This is a genomic window from Pseudomonas sp. TE31087 (assembly GCF_057284075.1).
In genome coordinates this window covers 4,074,083-4,088,164 of the sequence record NZ_JBXVNN010000001.1, presented here as the reverse complement: position 1 = coordinate 4,088,164, position 14,082 = coordinate 4,074,083, and the positions used below count along the sequence as shown (strand labels likewise).

Here is a 14,082-nt window from a genome sequence, read left to right as displayed (position 1 = left end):
TGCTACTCCGCCGCTGGGCTGAACACCCGCGGTGCACTGTGTTTGGGCAGATGGATAAGGTTGAGGTTGTGCTTGCGCGCCCATTGCAGGGCCAGGCCCGTGGGCGCGGAGAGGCTGACCAACGTCTGGATGCCGGCGCGCAGGACTTTCTGGATCAGCTCCAGGCTGCAGCGGCTGGTGACGATGGCCAGGCCGCCGGTGGTGTCGATGCGCTGGCGCAGCAGGGCGCCGATCAGCTTGTCCAGGGCGTTGTGCCGGCCGATATCCTCGCGACCCAGCAGCAGCTGGCCGTCGCGGTCCATGAACAGCGCCGCGTGCACCGCGCCGCAGTGCTGGCCGAGGGGCTGGAAGGCGTCGATGCGCTGGCGCAGGTCCATCAGCCAGTGCGCGGGCGGCAGCGGCGCGCCAGGCAGCACGTCCAGCTCGGGCAATGCCTGCTCCAGGGCCTCGACGCCGCACAGGCCGCAGCCGCTGGTGCCGGCCAGCTGACGGCGCTGGTTCTTCAGGTTCCAGAAGGCGCGGCTGGAGATCTCCAGGTCGGCATACAGCGCCGAGCCGCTGCCGGAGAGCTTCACGTCGTAGATTTCTTCGGTACCGGCGACGATGCCACTGCCCACGCTGAAACCGACGGCGAAGTCTTCCAGGTCGGTCGGGCTGACCAGCATCACCGCCTGGTTCAGGCCGTTGTAGACGATGGCCAGGGCCACTTCCTCGGCCAACGGCGTGCTTTCGCGAGCTGTGTCGGTGAGCTGGACGTAGTCGTAGGTGTTACTGGCGGCGGGCAGCGCAAAAGACGTGGACGCCGCGCAGACCGGTGGCTTGCTGTTCATCGGGGCGAATACCGGCTGGCAGTTTGACCCCACAAGCCTAGGCCCCTGTGCTGGTGGCGTCTAATCGCTAGCGTCTATGCCGTGATAGAGCGCGTCGATTGGTCGCAGTGGGGCGGGATGAGGGATCCTGGCCTAGACTCCTGCTTCCATGGATTCACCATCAAAGGAGCGCCACATGAGCCTGTTCAGTTTCGTGAAGGAAGCCGGCGAGAAGTTGATCGACCTGCTGACGCCGGGCAATGCCAATGCCGAGGAACAGTTGAAGAAGCACGTCCAGGACGTTGGCCTGGGTAACCCGAACATTTCGGCCACTGTAGAGGGTGACAAGGTCATTCTCAAGGGCGAGGTGGCCAGCCAGGAAGAGAAGGAGAAGATCATACTGGCCGCCGGCAATATCGCGGGGGTGGCTTCGGTGGATGACCAGATCACCGTCACCGGGCCGGTGGCCCAGGCGGCGCGGTTCGTCGAGGTCGAGAAAGGCGACACCCTGAGCGCCATCTCCAAACGGGTCTATGGCGATGCCAACAAGTACCAGAAGATCTTCGAGGCGAACAAGCCGATGCTGAAGGATCCCAACAAGATCTATCCGGGGCAGGTGCTGCGTATTCCGGATTAATCTTCATCGCCTGATCCGGCTCTTTCGCGGGTAAACCCGCTCCCACAGGTACTGCACCACATTCAAGGACTGTGCAACTCCTGTGGGAGCGGGTTTACCCGCGAGAGGCCCTCACAGGCCAACCAGTAACTCCCGGTAATCCTCGACCGCCGCAAACTCCTGGGTATCCCGAGGCTCCGCCCGACTATCCGGCTGGCGCACCGCCAGCAGATGCCCCACCCCGTACCGCCGGGCACTGCGCAGAATCGCCAGGGTGTCGTCGATGAACAGGCTGCGCGCCGGTTCGAAGCCGATATCCGCGTGCAACGCGTCCCAGAACTGCGGGCTCTCCTTCGGATACCCATAGTCATGCGAACTGATCAGCCGTTCGAAGTACGGCGCCAGTTCCACCCGCTCCAGTTTCAGCGACAGTGAATCGCGATGCGCATTGGTGATCATCACCACCCGCTTGCCCGCCTTGCGCACGGCCGCGAGAAAGGTGTCGGCATCCGGCTTGAGGGCAATAAGGTCGGCGATCTCCTGTTTCAGCTCGCGGATCGGCAGACGCAGCTCGCGGCTCCAGAAGTCCAGGCAGTACCAGTTGAGCGTCCCGGCATGCTGTTCGAACAGCGGGCGCAGCTCAAGCTCGGCCATGGCTCGGCTCACGCCATGCTGCTCGGCATAGCGCTGGGGCAGGTGCTCCAGCCAGAAGCGGTTGTCGTAGTGCAGGTCGAGCAGGGTACCGTCCATGTCCAGCAGGACGGTATCGATGGCGGACCAGGGAAGAACGGGCATGGGAAATTCTCGATCAGTCGGCAAGCCACGGTATAGTAACCCGTTCACGCCAAGGAGCCGCCCCATGCGCCAGAAACCCACCGTCCTCAGCCGCGAGATCGTCGCCAGCAGCCGCCTGTTCCGGGTCGAGGCCGTGCAGTTGCGCTTTTCCAACGGCACCGAGCGCACCTACGAGCGATTGGTAGGTCGTGGCAACGGTTATGGCGCGGTGATGATCGTGGCCATGCTCGATACCGAGCACGCGGTGCTGGTCGAGGAATATTGCGGCGGGACCGATGAATACGAGCTGTCCCTGCCCAAGGGCCTGATCGAGCCGGGCGAGGACGTGCTGGCTGCCGCCGACCGGGAGCTCAAGGAAGAGGCCGGGTTCGGCGCACGCCAGCTGGAGCACCTGACCGAGCTGTCGCTGTCGCCCGGCTACATGAGCCAGAAGATCCAGGTGGTGCTGGCCTCGGACCTGTACGAAGAACGCCTGGAGGGTGACGAGCCCGAGCCGATGCGGGTCGACAAGGTCAACCTGCGCGAGCTCTCGGCCCTGGCCATGCACCCGCAGTTCACCGAAGGTCGGGCGCTGGCGGCGTTGTACCTGGCCCGTGACCTGCTGATCCAGCGTGGGGTGCTGAGCGTATGAATGATCGGCAATTGATGCAGGACGTGGTGGAGCTCGCCTGCTTGGCCGGCGAGGCGATCCTGCCGTTCTGGCGCGCCGATGTGGCCGTGACCAGCAAGGCCGACGATTCGCCGGTGACTGCTGCCGACCTGGCGGCCCATCGGGTGATCGCCGAGGGTCTGCAGGCACTGGCACCGCAGATTCCGGTGCTGTCCGAGGAAGACTGCGACATCCCGCTGGCCACCCGTGAAGGCTGGCAGCGCTGGTGGCTGGTCGACCCGCTGGATGGCACCAAGGAGTTCATCGCTGGTAGCGAAGAGTTCACCGTCAATATCGCGCTGGTCGAAAACGGCGAGGTGGTGTTCGGGGTGGTGGCGATGCCGACCAATGGCCGCTGTTATTTCGGCGGGCGCAACCTGGGGGCCTGGCGTGTGGAGCGTGATGGTGCCGCGCAGCCGATCCGAGTACGCAACGCGCCACCGCAGGGGGTGAAGTTTACCGTCGTCGCCAGCCGTCGGCATTCCAGCCCGCAGCAGGAGGCCCTGCTGGCCGGGTTGAGTGGTGCGGTGGGTGAGCTGGAGCTGGCTAATATCGGCAGTTCGCTGAAGTTCTGCCTGCTGGCCGAAGGCAGTGCTGACTGTTATCCGCGGTTGGCGCCGACTTCGCAGTGGGATACGGCGGCTGCCCAGGGCGTGCTGGAAGGGGCCGGGGGTGAGGTGATCGGGTTGGATGGATTGCCGTTCCGGTATCCGGCGCGGGAGTCGTTGCTCAATCCGTTTTTCCTGGCGTTGCCCAAGGCTGCCGGTTGGCGGAAGGCGTTGATTGAGCTGGCGGGCGCTATCCGGGCTTGAGATAGCCGGGGCTGCTTTGCAGCCCATCGCGGCACAAGGCCGCTCCTACAGGGGATCACGTTTCCCTGTAGGAGCGGCCTTGTGCCGCGATGGGCCTCCAAGCTTTCAGCGATGCAACACGTACTGCCCGCTGAACCTCACCGCAGGCTCGTCGCTACCCTCGTTGCTCACCACCGTCTCCAGCGTCAGCCGCGCCCGCCCGCGACGCTGGTACATGGTCAGGAACCGCTCCCAGGTCTTCTCGTCCGGCGCCGGGCACTGTGCCACCGCCGTACCGGTAACCGGCAGCGGATAACTGATCTGCCCTTCCTGGATGACGATATGCCCGTCATCGATCCCCAGCTCGCGCAGGCGCAGGTGCAGCCAGCCCCAGCCCACCAACACCGCGCCGCAGTACAGGCTGCCACCGAACATGGTGCTTTTGTGGTTGACGTTGGGGGCCAGCGGCAGCTTCAGGCGCAGACAGTGCCGCTGCCAATCGATGACTTCCATCCCCATCTCGCGGGTCAGGGGAATATCACTGTGCAACACGGATTGCAGGTACTGGCTGTCGGTGCTCATGGACGGTTGTCCTCCTGGTCGTCGTGCCCGCCGCCGCCGTCGAAGCTCAGGCCATGCTTGCGCAGCTTGTCGTGCAGGGTCTTGCGCGGGATGCCGAGGGCTTCGGCGAGGCTGCGCATCGAGTTGTGCGGTTGGCCCAGCTCGGCGGCGATCAGCGAGCGTTCGAACTGCTCGACCTGCTCGCTGAGGTTGCCGGTTGGCACGGGCACCTGGATGTCATGGGTCGCCGCGGGCGCCTGGCCATCGAGGGCCAGCTCAAGGCCCAGGGCGAAGCGTTCGGCTGCGTTCTGCAGTTCGCGCACGTTGCCCGGCCAATCGTGGCGCAGCAGCACGGCGCGCTGCGCCGGTTGCAGGCTGTGGGGCGGCAGGCCGTGGCGCTCGCTGGCGGCGTCGGCGAAGTGCTGGAACAGCACGAGGATGTCATCGCCGCGCTCGCGCAACGCGGGAATACGCAGCGGCGCGACGTTGAGGCGGTAGTACAGGTCGGCGCGGAAGCGGCCCTGGTCGGCAGACTGGCGCAGGTCTTCCTTGGTCGCGGCAATGATGCGGATATCCAGCGGGATCAGCTGGTTGCCGCCCAGGCGTTCGACAACCCGTTCCTGCAGCAGGCGCAGCAGCTTGACCTGTACATCCAGGCTCATGCTCTCGATCTCGTCGAGGAACAGTGTGCCGCCGTTGGCGAACTCGAACTTGCCGATCCGGCGTTTCTGCGCCCCGGTGAAAGCCCCGGGCTCGTGGCCGAACAGCTCGCTCTCGACCACGGACTCGGCCAGGGCGCCGGCGTTGATCGCCACGAACGGGCCGTCGCGGCGGCTCGACAAGTCGTGCAGGGCACGGGCCACCACCTCTTTGCCCGCACCGGTCTCACCGAGGATCAGCACATCGGCGCGGGTCCCGGCGAGAGCGCCGATCTGCTCGCGCAGGCGCTGCATGCCCGGCGACTGGCCGACCAGGCGCGTGGCCAGCTGCTGGCGGTCGCTCAGGGCCAGGCGCAGGCTGCGGTTGTCCAGCACCAGGCGGCGCAGGGCCAGGGCACGGCGCACGCTGTCGAGCAGGGCGTCGCTGGCGAAGGGCTTTTCGAGGAAGTCGTAGGCGCCGGCGCGCATTGCCTGCACCGCCAGCGGCACATCGCCGTGGCCGGTGATCAGCAGTACCGGCAGCTCGTTGTCGCGGGCATGCAGTTGTTCCAGCAGTTGCAGGCCATCGATGCCGGGCATGCGGATATCGCTGACCACCACCCCTGGCCAGTCTTCCTCGATGCGCCCGGCCAGGCCCTGGGCGTCGGCCAGGGCCACGACCTTGAGCCCGGCCAGGTCCAGGGTCTGGCTCAGGGCCTGGCGCAGGTGCGGGTCGTCGTCGACCAGGAGCACCTGGGCGTGGCTGTCGATCAGTGTCTCGGTCATGCCGAGGTGTCCTCCGAAGATTGCAGGTTGGCGCCGGGCTTGGCCACACGCAGTTTCAGCGTCAGTAGGGCACCGCCTTCCGGGTGGTTGCCCAGCAGCAGCTCGCCGCCCAGCGCATGCATCAGGCTTTCACAGATGGCCAGGCCCAGGCCCAGGCCCTGGGTGCGGGTCTTGGTGGTGAAGAACGGTTCCTTGGCGTGCTCCAGGGCCTGGCGGCTGAAGCCGGGGCCATTGTCGCGGATGTACAGGTAGACGCAGTCATCCTGGCGTTCGGCACTCAGCCACAGCCTGCGTGGGTTGGCTTTCTCGGTGAGGGCATCGAGGGCGTTGGCCAGCAGGTTGCCCAGCACCTGGCGCAGGCGGGTCTCGCCGGCCTGCACCCACAGGGTAGCCTCGGGCAGGTCGCGCACCAGTTCCACGGCCATGGCCCGGCGGCGCTTGGCCAGCAGCGCGAGGGCGTCGTCCAGGGCCGGTTGCAGGGCCACGCTTTCCGGGGCGTGCTGGTCGCGGCGCGGGCGAAGGCGCGCAGGTGGGCGATGATCGAGGCCATGCGCCCGGTCAGCTCGCCGATCAGCTTGAGGTTGCCGCGCACGTCCTCGGTGCGCTGATGATCAAGCAGGATCTCGGCGTTCTCGGCGTAGCTGCGGATGGCCGCCAGCGGCTGGTTCAGCTCGTGGCTGATGCTGGCCGACATGGTGCCGAGCACCGACAGCTTGCCGGCCTGGACCAGTTCGTCCTGGGCGCGCACCAGCTCTTGCTGGGCGCTTTCGCGCTCGAGCACCGCGCTCTTGAGTCGGGTGTTGAGGCCTTCGAGGTCGGCGGTGCGTTCGATCACGCGGTTTTCCAGCTCCTGGCGGGCACGGGCCTCGAAATCGATACGGTCGATGTAGTGGCGACGGCGCTGCATCACCAGGCCGGCCAGGAGCATGGTCACCAGCAGCGCGCCGCCGCCGATGGCCATGACCGTCTGCACCGAGCGGTCGACCAGCAGGCGCGGGGCGAGGATGCTCACCTGCCAGCCGGTTTCCTTGATGTCGCGGGTCTGGATCAGCCAGGCGGCCTGGTCGAGGGTCAGCGGCTGCGGCGCCTGGGTCGGGTAGGGCTGGATGGCGACGATGGCCTGGCGCTCGGCCGCGGTCAGCTCGCGGGTGGCGCGAAAGCGCCAGTCCGGGCGCGAGGTGAGCACCACCACGCCGTTCTGGTCGGTCAGCAGCAGTTGTTCCGGAGTGCGGCCCCAGAGGGTCTCGGTGTGATCGAGATCGACCTTGACCACCAGCACGCCGATCACCTTGTCGCGGTCGTGCACGGCGGCGGCGAAGAAGTAGCCGCGCTTGGCCGAGGTGGTGCCTTGGCCGAAGAAGCGCCCCAGGCGGCCCTCCATTGCTTCGATGAAGTAGGGGCGGAACGAGAAGTTGCGGCCGACGAAGCTGTCCTGCTTGTCCCAGTTGGAGGCGGCCAGGGTGTTGCCGCTGACATCCATCAGGTACATCACCTCGGCGCCGGTCTGCTGGGTGATGTGCTTGAGCAGGCGGTTGGCGTTGGTCACCGCCTCGAGGCGCAACGGGTCGGCCAGCACGCTGCGCAGCGCCGGCAGGTCGCCGAGGATCTGCGGCAGGGTTTCATAGCGGTGCAGGGTGCCCAGCAGGTTGGCGACGTAGAGGTCGAGGGTCTGGCGGTTCTGCGAAGCCAGTTCGTCCTGATAGTAGCGCTCGGCCAGGTGGTGCAGCGGCCACAGCAGCGGGGCCAGGCACAGCGCCAGCAGGGCCAGGCTGCGCCAGCGGGGGCGGCGGGGAGGCGTGGGTCTTGGGATCATTGCGATAATGGCGCCAGTAGGATCTGGCGCAATTATGCGCTACTTGAGGCAGTCGATGAGTGCATCGTGCCAGTGTGGCTGGCTGACCTGCCATTCGCGGGCCAGGCGCGAACAGTCCAGGCGCGAGTTGAGCGGTCGCTTTGCCGGTGTCGGGTATTCGCTGGAAGGGATCGGCAGCAATTCGGCGCAGGGCAGGCCACGGATCTTGAGCTGTTCGCCGATGGCCTGGGCGAAGCCGAACCAGGAGGTTTCACCCTGGGCGGTCAGGTGGTAGGTGCCCCAGGCGCCGGCCTGGCCGCTCTGCCAGCGCTCGATCAATGCACGCGTGCTGGCTGCAATTGTGGCTGCCCAAGTCGGGGCGCCGATCTGGTCGTCCACCACTTTCAGTTGAGCGCGTTCCTGAAGCAGGCGCTGCATGGTCAGCAGGAAATTGCGCCCATGCAGCGAATAGACCCAGCTGGTGCGCAGGATCAGGTGTTCTGAGCCTGCTGCGCGGATCGCCTGTTCTCCGGCCAGCTTGCTGCGTCCGTAGATTCCCAGGGGGTTGGGCGCGTCGTCCTCGTCGTATGGCGTGGCCTTGCTGCCGTCGAAGACATAGTCGGTGGAGTAGTGGATCAGTGGCACGCCAAGGCGTGCGGCTTCCTCGGCCACTATTCCTGGCGCCTCGGCATTGATGGCGAAGGCCAGTTCCGGCTCGTTCTCTGCCTGATCCACCGCAGTGTGTGCCGCCGCATTGATGATCAGGTCGGGGGTCTGTCGGCGCAGTGGTTCGCGCAGCTGTTCCGGTCGGGCCATGTCGAACTGGTCGCGGCCAACCAGGCACACCTCGCCCAGTCCGGCCAGGGCGCCCTGCAACGCCTGGGCAACCTGGCCATTGTGGCCGCAGACAAGGATTTTCACGGGAACAGCTCCGCATCCTTGAACAATTTGCCGGCCTGGTCCTTGGCGGACAGGATCGGTGCTTCCAGCAGGCCCCAGTCGATCGCCAGCTGAGGGTCATCCCAGCGGATGCAGCGTTCGGCGCTCGGGGTGTAGTAATCGGTGGTTTTATAGAGGAAGTCGGCCGACTCGCTCAGCACCAGGAAGCCATGGGCAAATCCTGGTGGTATCCAGAATTGACGGTGCTCCACGGCGCTCAGTCGCGTCGCGACCCACTTTCCACAGGTAGGTGAGCTTTGCCGCAGGTCCACGGCGACGTCGAGGACCTCGCCCTGCATGACCCGCACCAGTTTCCCCTGGGGATTGTCGATCTGGTAGTGCAGGCCGCGCAACACGCCCTTTTGCGAGCGTGAGTGGTTGTCCTGCACGAAGTTCACGTCAACGCCAGCCTTGTCGGCAAAATCCCGTGCGTTGAAGCTTTCGAAGAAGAAGCCACGGCTATCACCAAAAATCTTCGGTTCGATGATCAGAACATCCGGGATGGCCGTGGCGATGATATTCATGGGGTCTCTTCTATCAATTTACTGAGGTACTGTCCGTACCCCGTCTTCTTAAGTTCTTCGGCCTTCTTCTGCAATTCTTGACGGCTGATCCAGCCTTTCTGATAGGCGATCTCTTCCAGGCACGCGATTTTCAATCCCTGCAGGTGCTCGATGGTCCGCACATACTGGGAAGCTTCCAGGAGACTGTCGTGGGTGCCGGTGTCGAGCCATGCAAGGCCGCGCCCCAGGCGCTCCACGCGCAGGTCGCCACGTTCCAGGTAGGCGTTGTTGATGTCGGTGATCTCCAGTTCGCCGCGTGGGGAGGGCTTGACTCCCTTGGCAATCTTCACCACATCGTTGTCGTAGAAGTACAAGCCGGTAACGGCGTAGCTGGACCTTGGCTTGGCTGGCTTTTCTTCGATCGACAAGGCCCGGCCATTGCCGTCGAACTCGACCACGCCGAAGCGCTCGGGGTCCTTGACCCAGTAGCCGAACACCGTGGCGCCGGCCTGGTGCTTGACCGCGCGCTGGAGCTGTTCGCTGAAGCCCTGGCCATGGAAGATGTTGTCGCCCAGGATCAGGCATACCGAGTCGTTGCCGATGAACTCCTCGCCAATCAGGAAGGCCTGGGCCAGGCCGTCGGGTGACGGTTGCTCGGCATAGCTGAGGTTGATGCCGAACTGGCTGCCGTCACCGAACAGCTGGCGGTACTGCGGAAGGTCGGCGGGCGTGGAGATCAGGAGGATATCGCGGATACCCGCCAGCATCAGGACAGAGACCGGATAGTAGATCATCGGTTTGTCGTAGATGGGCAGCAGCTGCTTGGAGGTGGCCAGTGTGATCGGGTGCAGGCGAGTGCCGGAGCCGCCGGCGAGGATGATGCCCTTGGTCATGCGATCGAATCCTTGTAATCGTTGTTGCCCAGTCGTTCACGCTGATAGCTGCCATCCTGGACATGGCGGCACCATTCAAGGTTGTCCAGGTACCACTGGACGGTCTTGCGCAGGCCTGTCTCGAAGGTTTCCTCGGGAACCCAGCCCAGTTCGCGCTCGATCTTGCTGGCGTCGATGGCATAGCGCTGGTCGTGGCCCGGGCGATCCTTGACGAAGGTGATCAGGTCAGCGTAGTTCGCAATTCCTGCAGGGTGTTGCGGAGCCAGCTCCTCGAGCAGGGCACAGATGCCACGCACCACATCGATGTTCTTCTGCTCGTTGTGGCCACCGATGTTGTAGGTCTCGCCGACCTCGCCTTCGCTCACCACCTTGAACAGTGCGCGGGCGTGATCCTCGACGAACAACCAGTCACGCACTTGCAGGCCATCGCCATAGACCGGCAGCGGCTTGCCTTCGAGGGCGTTGAGAATGACCAGTGGAATGAGCTTCTCGGGGAAGTGGAACGGCCCATAGTTGTTGGAGCAGTTGGTCAGCAGCACCGGCAACCCGTAGGTACGGTGCCAGGCGCGGACCAGGTGGTCGGAGGCCGCTTTGCTCGCCGAATAGGGCGAGCTGGGGGCGTAGGGCGTGGTTTCGGTGAACAGGTCGTCGACCCCGTGAAGGTCACCGTAGACCTCGTCGGTGGAAATGTGATGGAAGCGGAAAGCCTTGCGCTCCTCGTCGTCCAGCGTGTTCCAGTAACCCCGGGCAGCCTCCAGCAGGCTGTAGGTGCCGACGATGTTGGTCTGGATGAAGTCCGAAGGACCGTCGATGGAGCGATCCACATGCGATTCCGCCGCCAGGTGCATGATGGCGTGTGGCTGGAACCGGGCGAGCACAGCACTGACGGCGGCCTGGTCGACAATATCGACCTGGGCGAACTCATAGCGCGAATTGCTGGCGATGCTCGACAGTGATTCCAGGTTTCCTGCATAGGTCAGCTTGTCGAGATTGAGGACTTCATGCTCGGTATTGCTGATGAGGTGGCGTACCAGGGCCGATCCGATGAAACCGGCTCCCCCGGTAATGAGAATACGCATGTCGGATTCCCTTTCCTTCCAATAATGACGGTGGCTAACGGGCTCACAGCTTGTCGGCTGACAAGGCGGGAGGCAAGTTGAATGCGCCGGGTTGCATGTCCAGCGCGACGAAACGCCAATTGTACGCTGCCAGCTTGCCAATTTGCCTGCCTGGTGGCGTCATACAAGAAAAACGAGGTTTTTCGCCATGCCGCTTTCCACCCTGATCCAGCGCTCCAGCTTGCCCGCTCCTTCGCTCAGCGAGGCCCGGGCCCATGCCTTGCTGCGGGCGCATTACGATCTGGAGGGAGACCTGCAGTCGCTGGGCAGCCAGCAGGACCTGAACTTCCAGGTCGATGGCCGCGATGCGCGTTATGTGCTCAAGGTCTGTCACGGCAGCTACGCCAAGGTGGAGCTGGAGGCCCAGCATGCCGCGTTGGGTCATCTGCGCGAACGCGCATTACCGGTACCTGCGGTCCGACGGTCCATCGACGGCCAGGATCTGCTGGCGCTGGATATCGACGGCCAGTCTTTACGCGTGCGCTTGCTCGATTTTATCGACGGTCAGCCGCTGACTCGCCTCAAGCACATGGCCCCGCGGTTGATGGCCGGGATGGGGGTGCTCTGTGCCGAGGTCGACAGGGCCTTGGCCGACTTCGATCACCCAGGGCTGGAGCGCACGCTGCAGTGGGATCCGCGGCACGCTCAAGCGCTGATCCAGCACCTGTTGCCGGTGTTACCGGATGCCCAGCGTCGCGAGCAGGTGGCACAGGTAGCCGAGCTCGCAGCCACTCGCCTGCAACCGCTGGTCGAGCAGTTACCGGTCCAGGCCGTGCACCTGGACATCACCGACGACAACGTGGTCTGGGCCCGCGACGACCAGCGGCAGTGGCAGGTGCAGGGCGTCATCGACTTCGGCGACTTGCTGCGTACCTGGCGCATCGCCGACCTGTCGGTGACTTGCGCGGCCCTGCTGCACCACGCCGAGGGCGACCCGTTGCGCGTCCTGCCGGCGGTTAGCGCCTATCACGCGGCGAACCCGTTGCAGGAGGTTGAGCTGCGCGCCTTGTGGCCGCTGGTGCTGAACCGCGCCGCGGTGCTGGTGCTCAGTAGCGAGCAGCAGCTGGCGATCGACCCGGATAACCAGTACACCCGCGACAACATCGACCATGAATGGGAGATCTTCGACACCGCCTGCGCCGTGCCCGCCGCGCTGATGGAGGCGGCGATCCTGCAGGCGGCGGGCCAGGTGCCCGTGACGCCGGACATGAGCGCTTGCGCCGCGTTGCTGCCGAGTCTTGCCGGGCAGCCGGTCGCCCGGGTCGACCTGGGCGTGCTCAGCCCCCTCTGCGAGGCGGGCAATTGGGAGCAGCCGGGCTTCGACCAGCGCCTGCTCGCCGCCCAGCCGGGGCCGGCGTGCAGCCTCCATGGGCAGTACCGCCTGTCGCAAACCCACATCGACCGACCTGAAGAGCCGGCCACCTGTGCCCTGGGCGTGGAGCTGAACCTGTTGCCCGGCAGCGCGCTGCAAGCCCCCGAGGCTGGTATCTGGCAGCGCACCGGAGATGGTCGTGGCTGCCTGCGAACCACGCACTGGAGCCTGTGGCTCGCTGGCCTGGAAGAGACGCCGGCCGATGGCCAGGCGCTGCTCAAGGGGCAGGCGCTGGGCGCGACCTGTGGCTTCCTCAGCGTGCAGCTGTGCCTGGATGCCGATACCCGCCCACCGTTCTTCGCCACACCGTCCCACGCATCCGCCTGGCTGGCCCTGTGCCCGTCACCGCAAGCCCTGCTGGGCTTCGACTGCGATGCCGAGCCACTGGCCGACGCGCAGGCCCTGCTGGCCCGTCGCGATGCCAGCTTCGCCCGCTCGCAGAAGCATTACTACGCCCAGCCGCCGCACATCGAGCGCGGCTGGCGCAACTACCTGATCGACATGCAGGGCCGCTCGTACCTCGACATGCTCAATAACGTCGCGGTGCTTGGCCATGGCCATCCGCGCATGGTCGCCGAGTCGGCGCGCCAGTGGTCGCTGCTCAACACCAACTCGCGCTTCCACTACGCGGCCATCGCCGAGTTCTCCGAGCGCTTGCTGGAAGTGGCCCCGGAAGGCTTTGACCGGGTGTTCCTGGTCAACAGCGGCACCGAGGCCAACGACCTGGCGATCCGCCTGGCCTGGGCCTACAGCGGCGGGCGCGACCTGCTCAGCGTGCTGGAGGCCTACCACGGCTGGTCGGTGGCCACCGACGCGATCTCCACCTCCATCGCCGACAACCCCCAGGCCCTGGAGACCCGTCCGGACTGGGTGCACCCGGTGGAGGCACCGAACACCTTCCGCGGGCGCTACCGGGGCGCCGACAGCGCCGCCGACTACCTGCGTGATGTCGATGCCAAGCTGGCCGACCTCGACGCCCGTGGCCGCCAGCTGGCCGGCATGATCTGCGAGCCGGTGTACGGTAACGCCGGGGGCATCTCGTTGCCGCCGGGCTACCTGCGTGAGGCCTATGCCAAGGTGCGCCAGCGCGGCGGGGTGTGCATCGCCGACGAGGTGCAGGTCGGCTATGGGCGCCTGGGCGAGTATTTCTGGGGTTTCGAGGAGCAGGGCGTGGTGCCGGACATCATCACCATGGCCAAGGGCATGGGCAACGGCCAGCCGTTGGGCGCGGTGATCACCCGGCGCGAGATCGCCGAGGCACTGGAGGCCGAGGGCTATTTCTTCTCCTCGGCCGGAGGCAGCCCGGTCAGTTGTCGCATCGGCATGGCGGTGCTGGATGTGATGCGCGACGAAGGGCTGTGGGACAACGCCCGTGACGTCGGCCGCCACTTCAAGGCACGCCTGCAGGCATTGGTCGATAAATATCCGCTGGCCGGCGCCGCCCACGGTTCCGGGTTCTACCTGGGGCTGGAACTGGTGCGCGACCGCCAGACCCTGGAGCCGGCGACCGAGGAGACCATGATCCTGTGCGATCGCCTGCGCGACCTGGGGATCTTCATGCAGCCGACCGGCGACTACCTGAACATCCTCAAGATCAAACCGCCGATGTGCACCACGCGGGCCAGCGTGGACTACTTTGTCGACAGCGTGGAGCGGATCCTGGGTGAAGGTTTGTGATATCGATTTTTATCGGATTTTGTGCGTCGTTTATACGAAAACGGTCTTGTCGATAACTTCTAAAGTCGATATTTATCGTTTATAAATGTCCGCTTTACCGTAGCCGGGACCGCGATGCGGTCCTTTCGCGGCACAAGGCCGCT

12 protein-coding genes and 1 pseudogene are annotated in these 14,082 nt (G+C 65.3%); 4 read left to right on the top strand and 9 right to left on the bottom strand.

The features are described 5' to 3' along the window. Positions 1-2 precede the first annotated feature (2 nt). Entirely contained in the window at positions 3-830 is an 828-nt protein-coding gene (gene fdhD / locus ACZ899_RS18385) for a formate dehydrogenase accessory sulfurtransferase FdhD (RefSeq protein WP_234561232.1), read from the bottom strand. 175 nt (positions 831-1,005) lie between these two features. Between fdhD and lysM the strand changes: the two genes are divergently transcribed. Then, positions 1,006-1,446, top strand: coding sequence for a peptidoglycan-binding protein LysM (gene lysM / locus ACZ899_RS18380; RefSeq protein ID WP_028689196.1), 441 nt, complete (start codon positions 1,006-1,008; stop codon positions 1,444-1,446). Between the two features lie 111 nt (positions 1,447-1,557). On the opposite strand, the gene yrfG is transcribed toward lysM, so the two are convergent. Further along, entirely contained in the window at positions 1,558-2,220 is a 663-nt protein-coding gene (gene yrfG / locus ACZ899_RS18375; RefSeq protein WP_234561231.1) for a GMP/IMP nucleotidase, read from the bottom strand. Positions 2,221-2,284: 64 nt separating this feature from the next. On the opposite strand from yrfG, the gene nudE reads away from it, so the two are divergent. Both nudE and cysQ read left to right on the top strand, forming a co-directional pair. Continuing rightward, complete coding sequence (nudE, locus tag ACZ899_RS18370; protein WP_028689194.1) at positions 2,285-2,851, top strand: ADP compounds hydrolase NudE; 567 nt, start codon at positions 2,285-2,287, stop codon at positions 2,849-2,851. After that, positions 2,848-3,681 (top strand): 3'(2'),5'-bisphosphate nucleotidase CysQ, encoded by an 834-nt coding sequence (gene cysQ / locus ACZ899_RS18365; RefSeq protein ID WP_234561230.1) that lies wholly within the window; start codon positions 2,848-2,850, stop codon positions 3,679-3,681. The genes nudE and cysQ overlap by 4 nt, the downstream gene beginning before the upstream one ends. A 105-nt stretch (positions 3,682-3,786) precedes the next feature. Here the strand turns inward: cysQ and ACZ899_RS18360 are convergent, their stop codons facing one another. From ACZ899_RS18360 to rfbB, 7 genes and pseudogenes are all read right to left on the bottom strand, one after another. Continuing rightward, positions 3,787-4,242 carry a thioesterase domain-containing protein gene (locus ACZ899_RS18360; RefSeq protein ID WP_203648777.1) on the bottom strand — a complete coding sequence of 152 codons (456 nt, stop codon included), beginning with the start codon at positions 4,240-4,242 and terminating at the stop codon, positions 3,787-3,789. Next, the gene (locus ACZ899_RS18355) at positions 4,239-5,645 is read right to left on the bottom strand and encodes a sigma-54-dependent transcriptional regulator (RefSeq protein ID WP_203648775.1); all 1,407 of its coding nucleotides are present in this window, start codon (positions 5,643-5,645) and stop codon (positions 4,239-4,241) included. The genes ACZ899_RS18360 and ACZ899_RS18355 overlap by 4 nt, the downstream gene beginning before the upstream one ends. Beyond that, a pseudogene (locus tag ACZ899_RS18350) lies at positions 5,642-7,458 on the bottom strand (sensor histidine kinase). Before ACZ899_RS18350 ends, ACZ899_RS18355 begins: the two are co-directional and overlap by 4 nt. Before the next feature lie 39 nt (positions 7,459-7,497). Next, positions 7,498-8,358 (bottom strand): dTDP-4-dehydrorhamnose reductase, encoded by an 861-nt coding sequence (gene rfbD, locus ACZ899_RS18345; protein WP_234561229.1) that lies wholly within the window; start codon positions 8,356-8,358, stop codon positions 7,498-7,500. Beyond that, entirely contained in the window at positions 8,355-8,900 is a 546-nt protein-coding gene (gene rfbC / locus ACZ899_RS18340; protein ID WP_186712097.1) for a dTDP-4-dehydrorhamnose 3,5-epimerase, read from the bottom strand. The genes rfbD and rfbC overlap by 4 nt, the downstream gene beginning before the upstream one ends. Further along, a complete protein-coding gene (gene rfbA / locus ACZ899_RS18335) occupies positions 8,897-9,772 on the bottom strand; it encodes a glucose-1-phosphate thymidylyltransferase RfbA (protein ID WP_203648764.1) in 876 nt (291 codons plus the stop codon). Before rfbA ends, rfbC begins: the two co-directional genes overlap by 4 nt. Then, complete coding sequence (rfbB, locus tag ACZ899_RS18330; RefSeq protein WP_203648756.1) at positions 9,769-10,851, bottom strand: dTDP-glucose 4,6-dehydratase; 1,083 nt, start codon at positions 10,849-10,851, stop codon at positions 9,769-9,771. The genes rfbA and rfbB overlap by 4 nt, the downstream gene beginning before the upstream one ends. A 187-nt stretch (positions 10,852-11,038) precedes the next feature. Here rfbB and ACZ899_RS18325 point away from each other — a divergent pair, with 187 nt between their 5' ends. Further along, a complete protein-coding gene (locus ACZ899_RS18325) occupies positions 11,039-13,939 on the top strand; it encodes an aminotransferase (protein WP_234561228.1) in 2,901 nt (966 codons plus the stop codon). Positions 13,940-14,082 lie beyond the last annotated feature (143 nt).

What these genes read in the sequence shown, in the direction of transcription:
- cysQ (WP_234561230.1), top strand. Translation starts at nt 2,848, where the DNA reads ATGAATGATCGGCAATTGATGCAGGACGTGGTGGAGCTCGCCTGCTTG.
- ACZ899_RS18325 (WP_234561228.1), top strand. Translation starts at nt 11,039, where the DNA reads ATGCCGCTTTCCACCCTGATCCAGCGCTCCAGCTTGCCCGCTCCTTCG.
- rfbC (WP_186712097.1), bottom strand. Translation starts at nt 8,900, where the DNA reads ATGAATATCATCGCCACGGCCATCCCGGATGTTCTGATCATCGAACCG.
- rfbB (WP_203648756.1), bottom strand. Translation starts at nt 10,851, where the DNA reads ATGCGTATTCTCATTACCGGGGGAGCCGGTTTCATCGGATCGGCCCTG.
- ACZ899_RS18360 (WP_203648777.1), bottom strand. Translation starts at nt 4,242, where the DNA reads ATGAGCACCGACAGCCAGTACCTGCAATCCGTGTTGCACAGTGATATT.
- ACZ899_RS18355 (WP_203648775.1), bottom strand. Translation starts at nt 5,645, where the DNA reads ATGACCGAGACACTGATCGACAGCCACGCCCAGGTGCTCCTGGTCGAC.
- lysM (WP_028689196.1), top strand. Translation starts at nt 1,006, where the DNA reads ATGAGCCTGTTCAGTTTCGTGAAGGAAGCCGGCGAGAAGTTGATCGAC.
- nudE (WP_028689194.1), top strand. Translation starts at nt 2,285, where the DNA reads ATGCGCCAGAAACCCACCGTCCTCAGCCGCGAGATCGTCGCCAGCAGC.
- yrfG (WP_234561231.1), bottom strand. Translation starts at nt 2,220, where the DNA reads ATGCCCGTTCTTCCCTGGTCCGCCATCGATACCGTCCTGCTGGACATG.
- rfbA (WP_203648764.1), bottom strand. Translation starts at nt 9,772, where the DNA reads ATGACCAAGGGCATCATCCTCGCCGGCGGCTCCGGCACTCGCCTGCAC.
- fdhD (WP_234561232.1), bottom strand. Translation starts at nt 830, where the DNA reads ATGAACAGCAAGCCACCGGTCTGCGCGGCGTCCACGTCTTTTGCGCTG.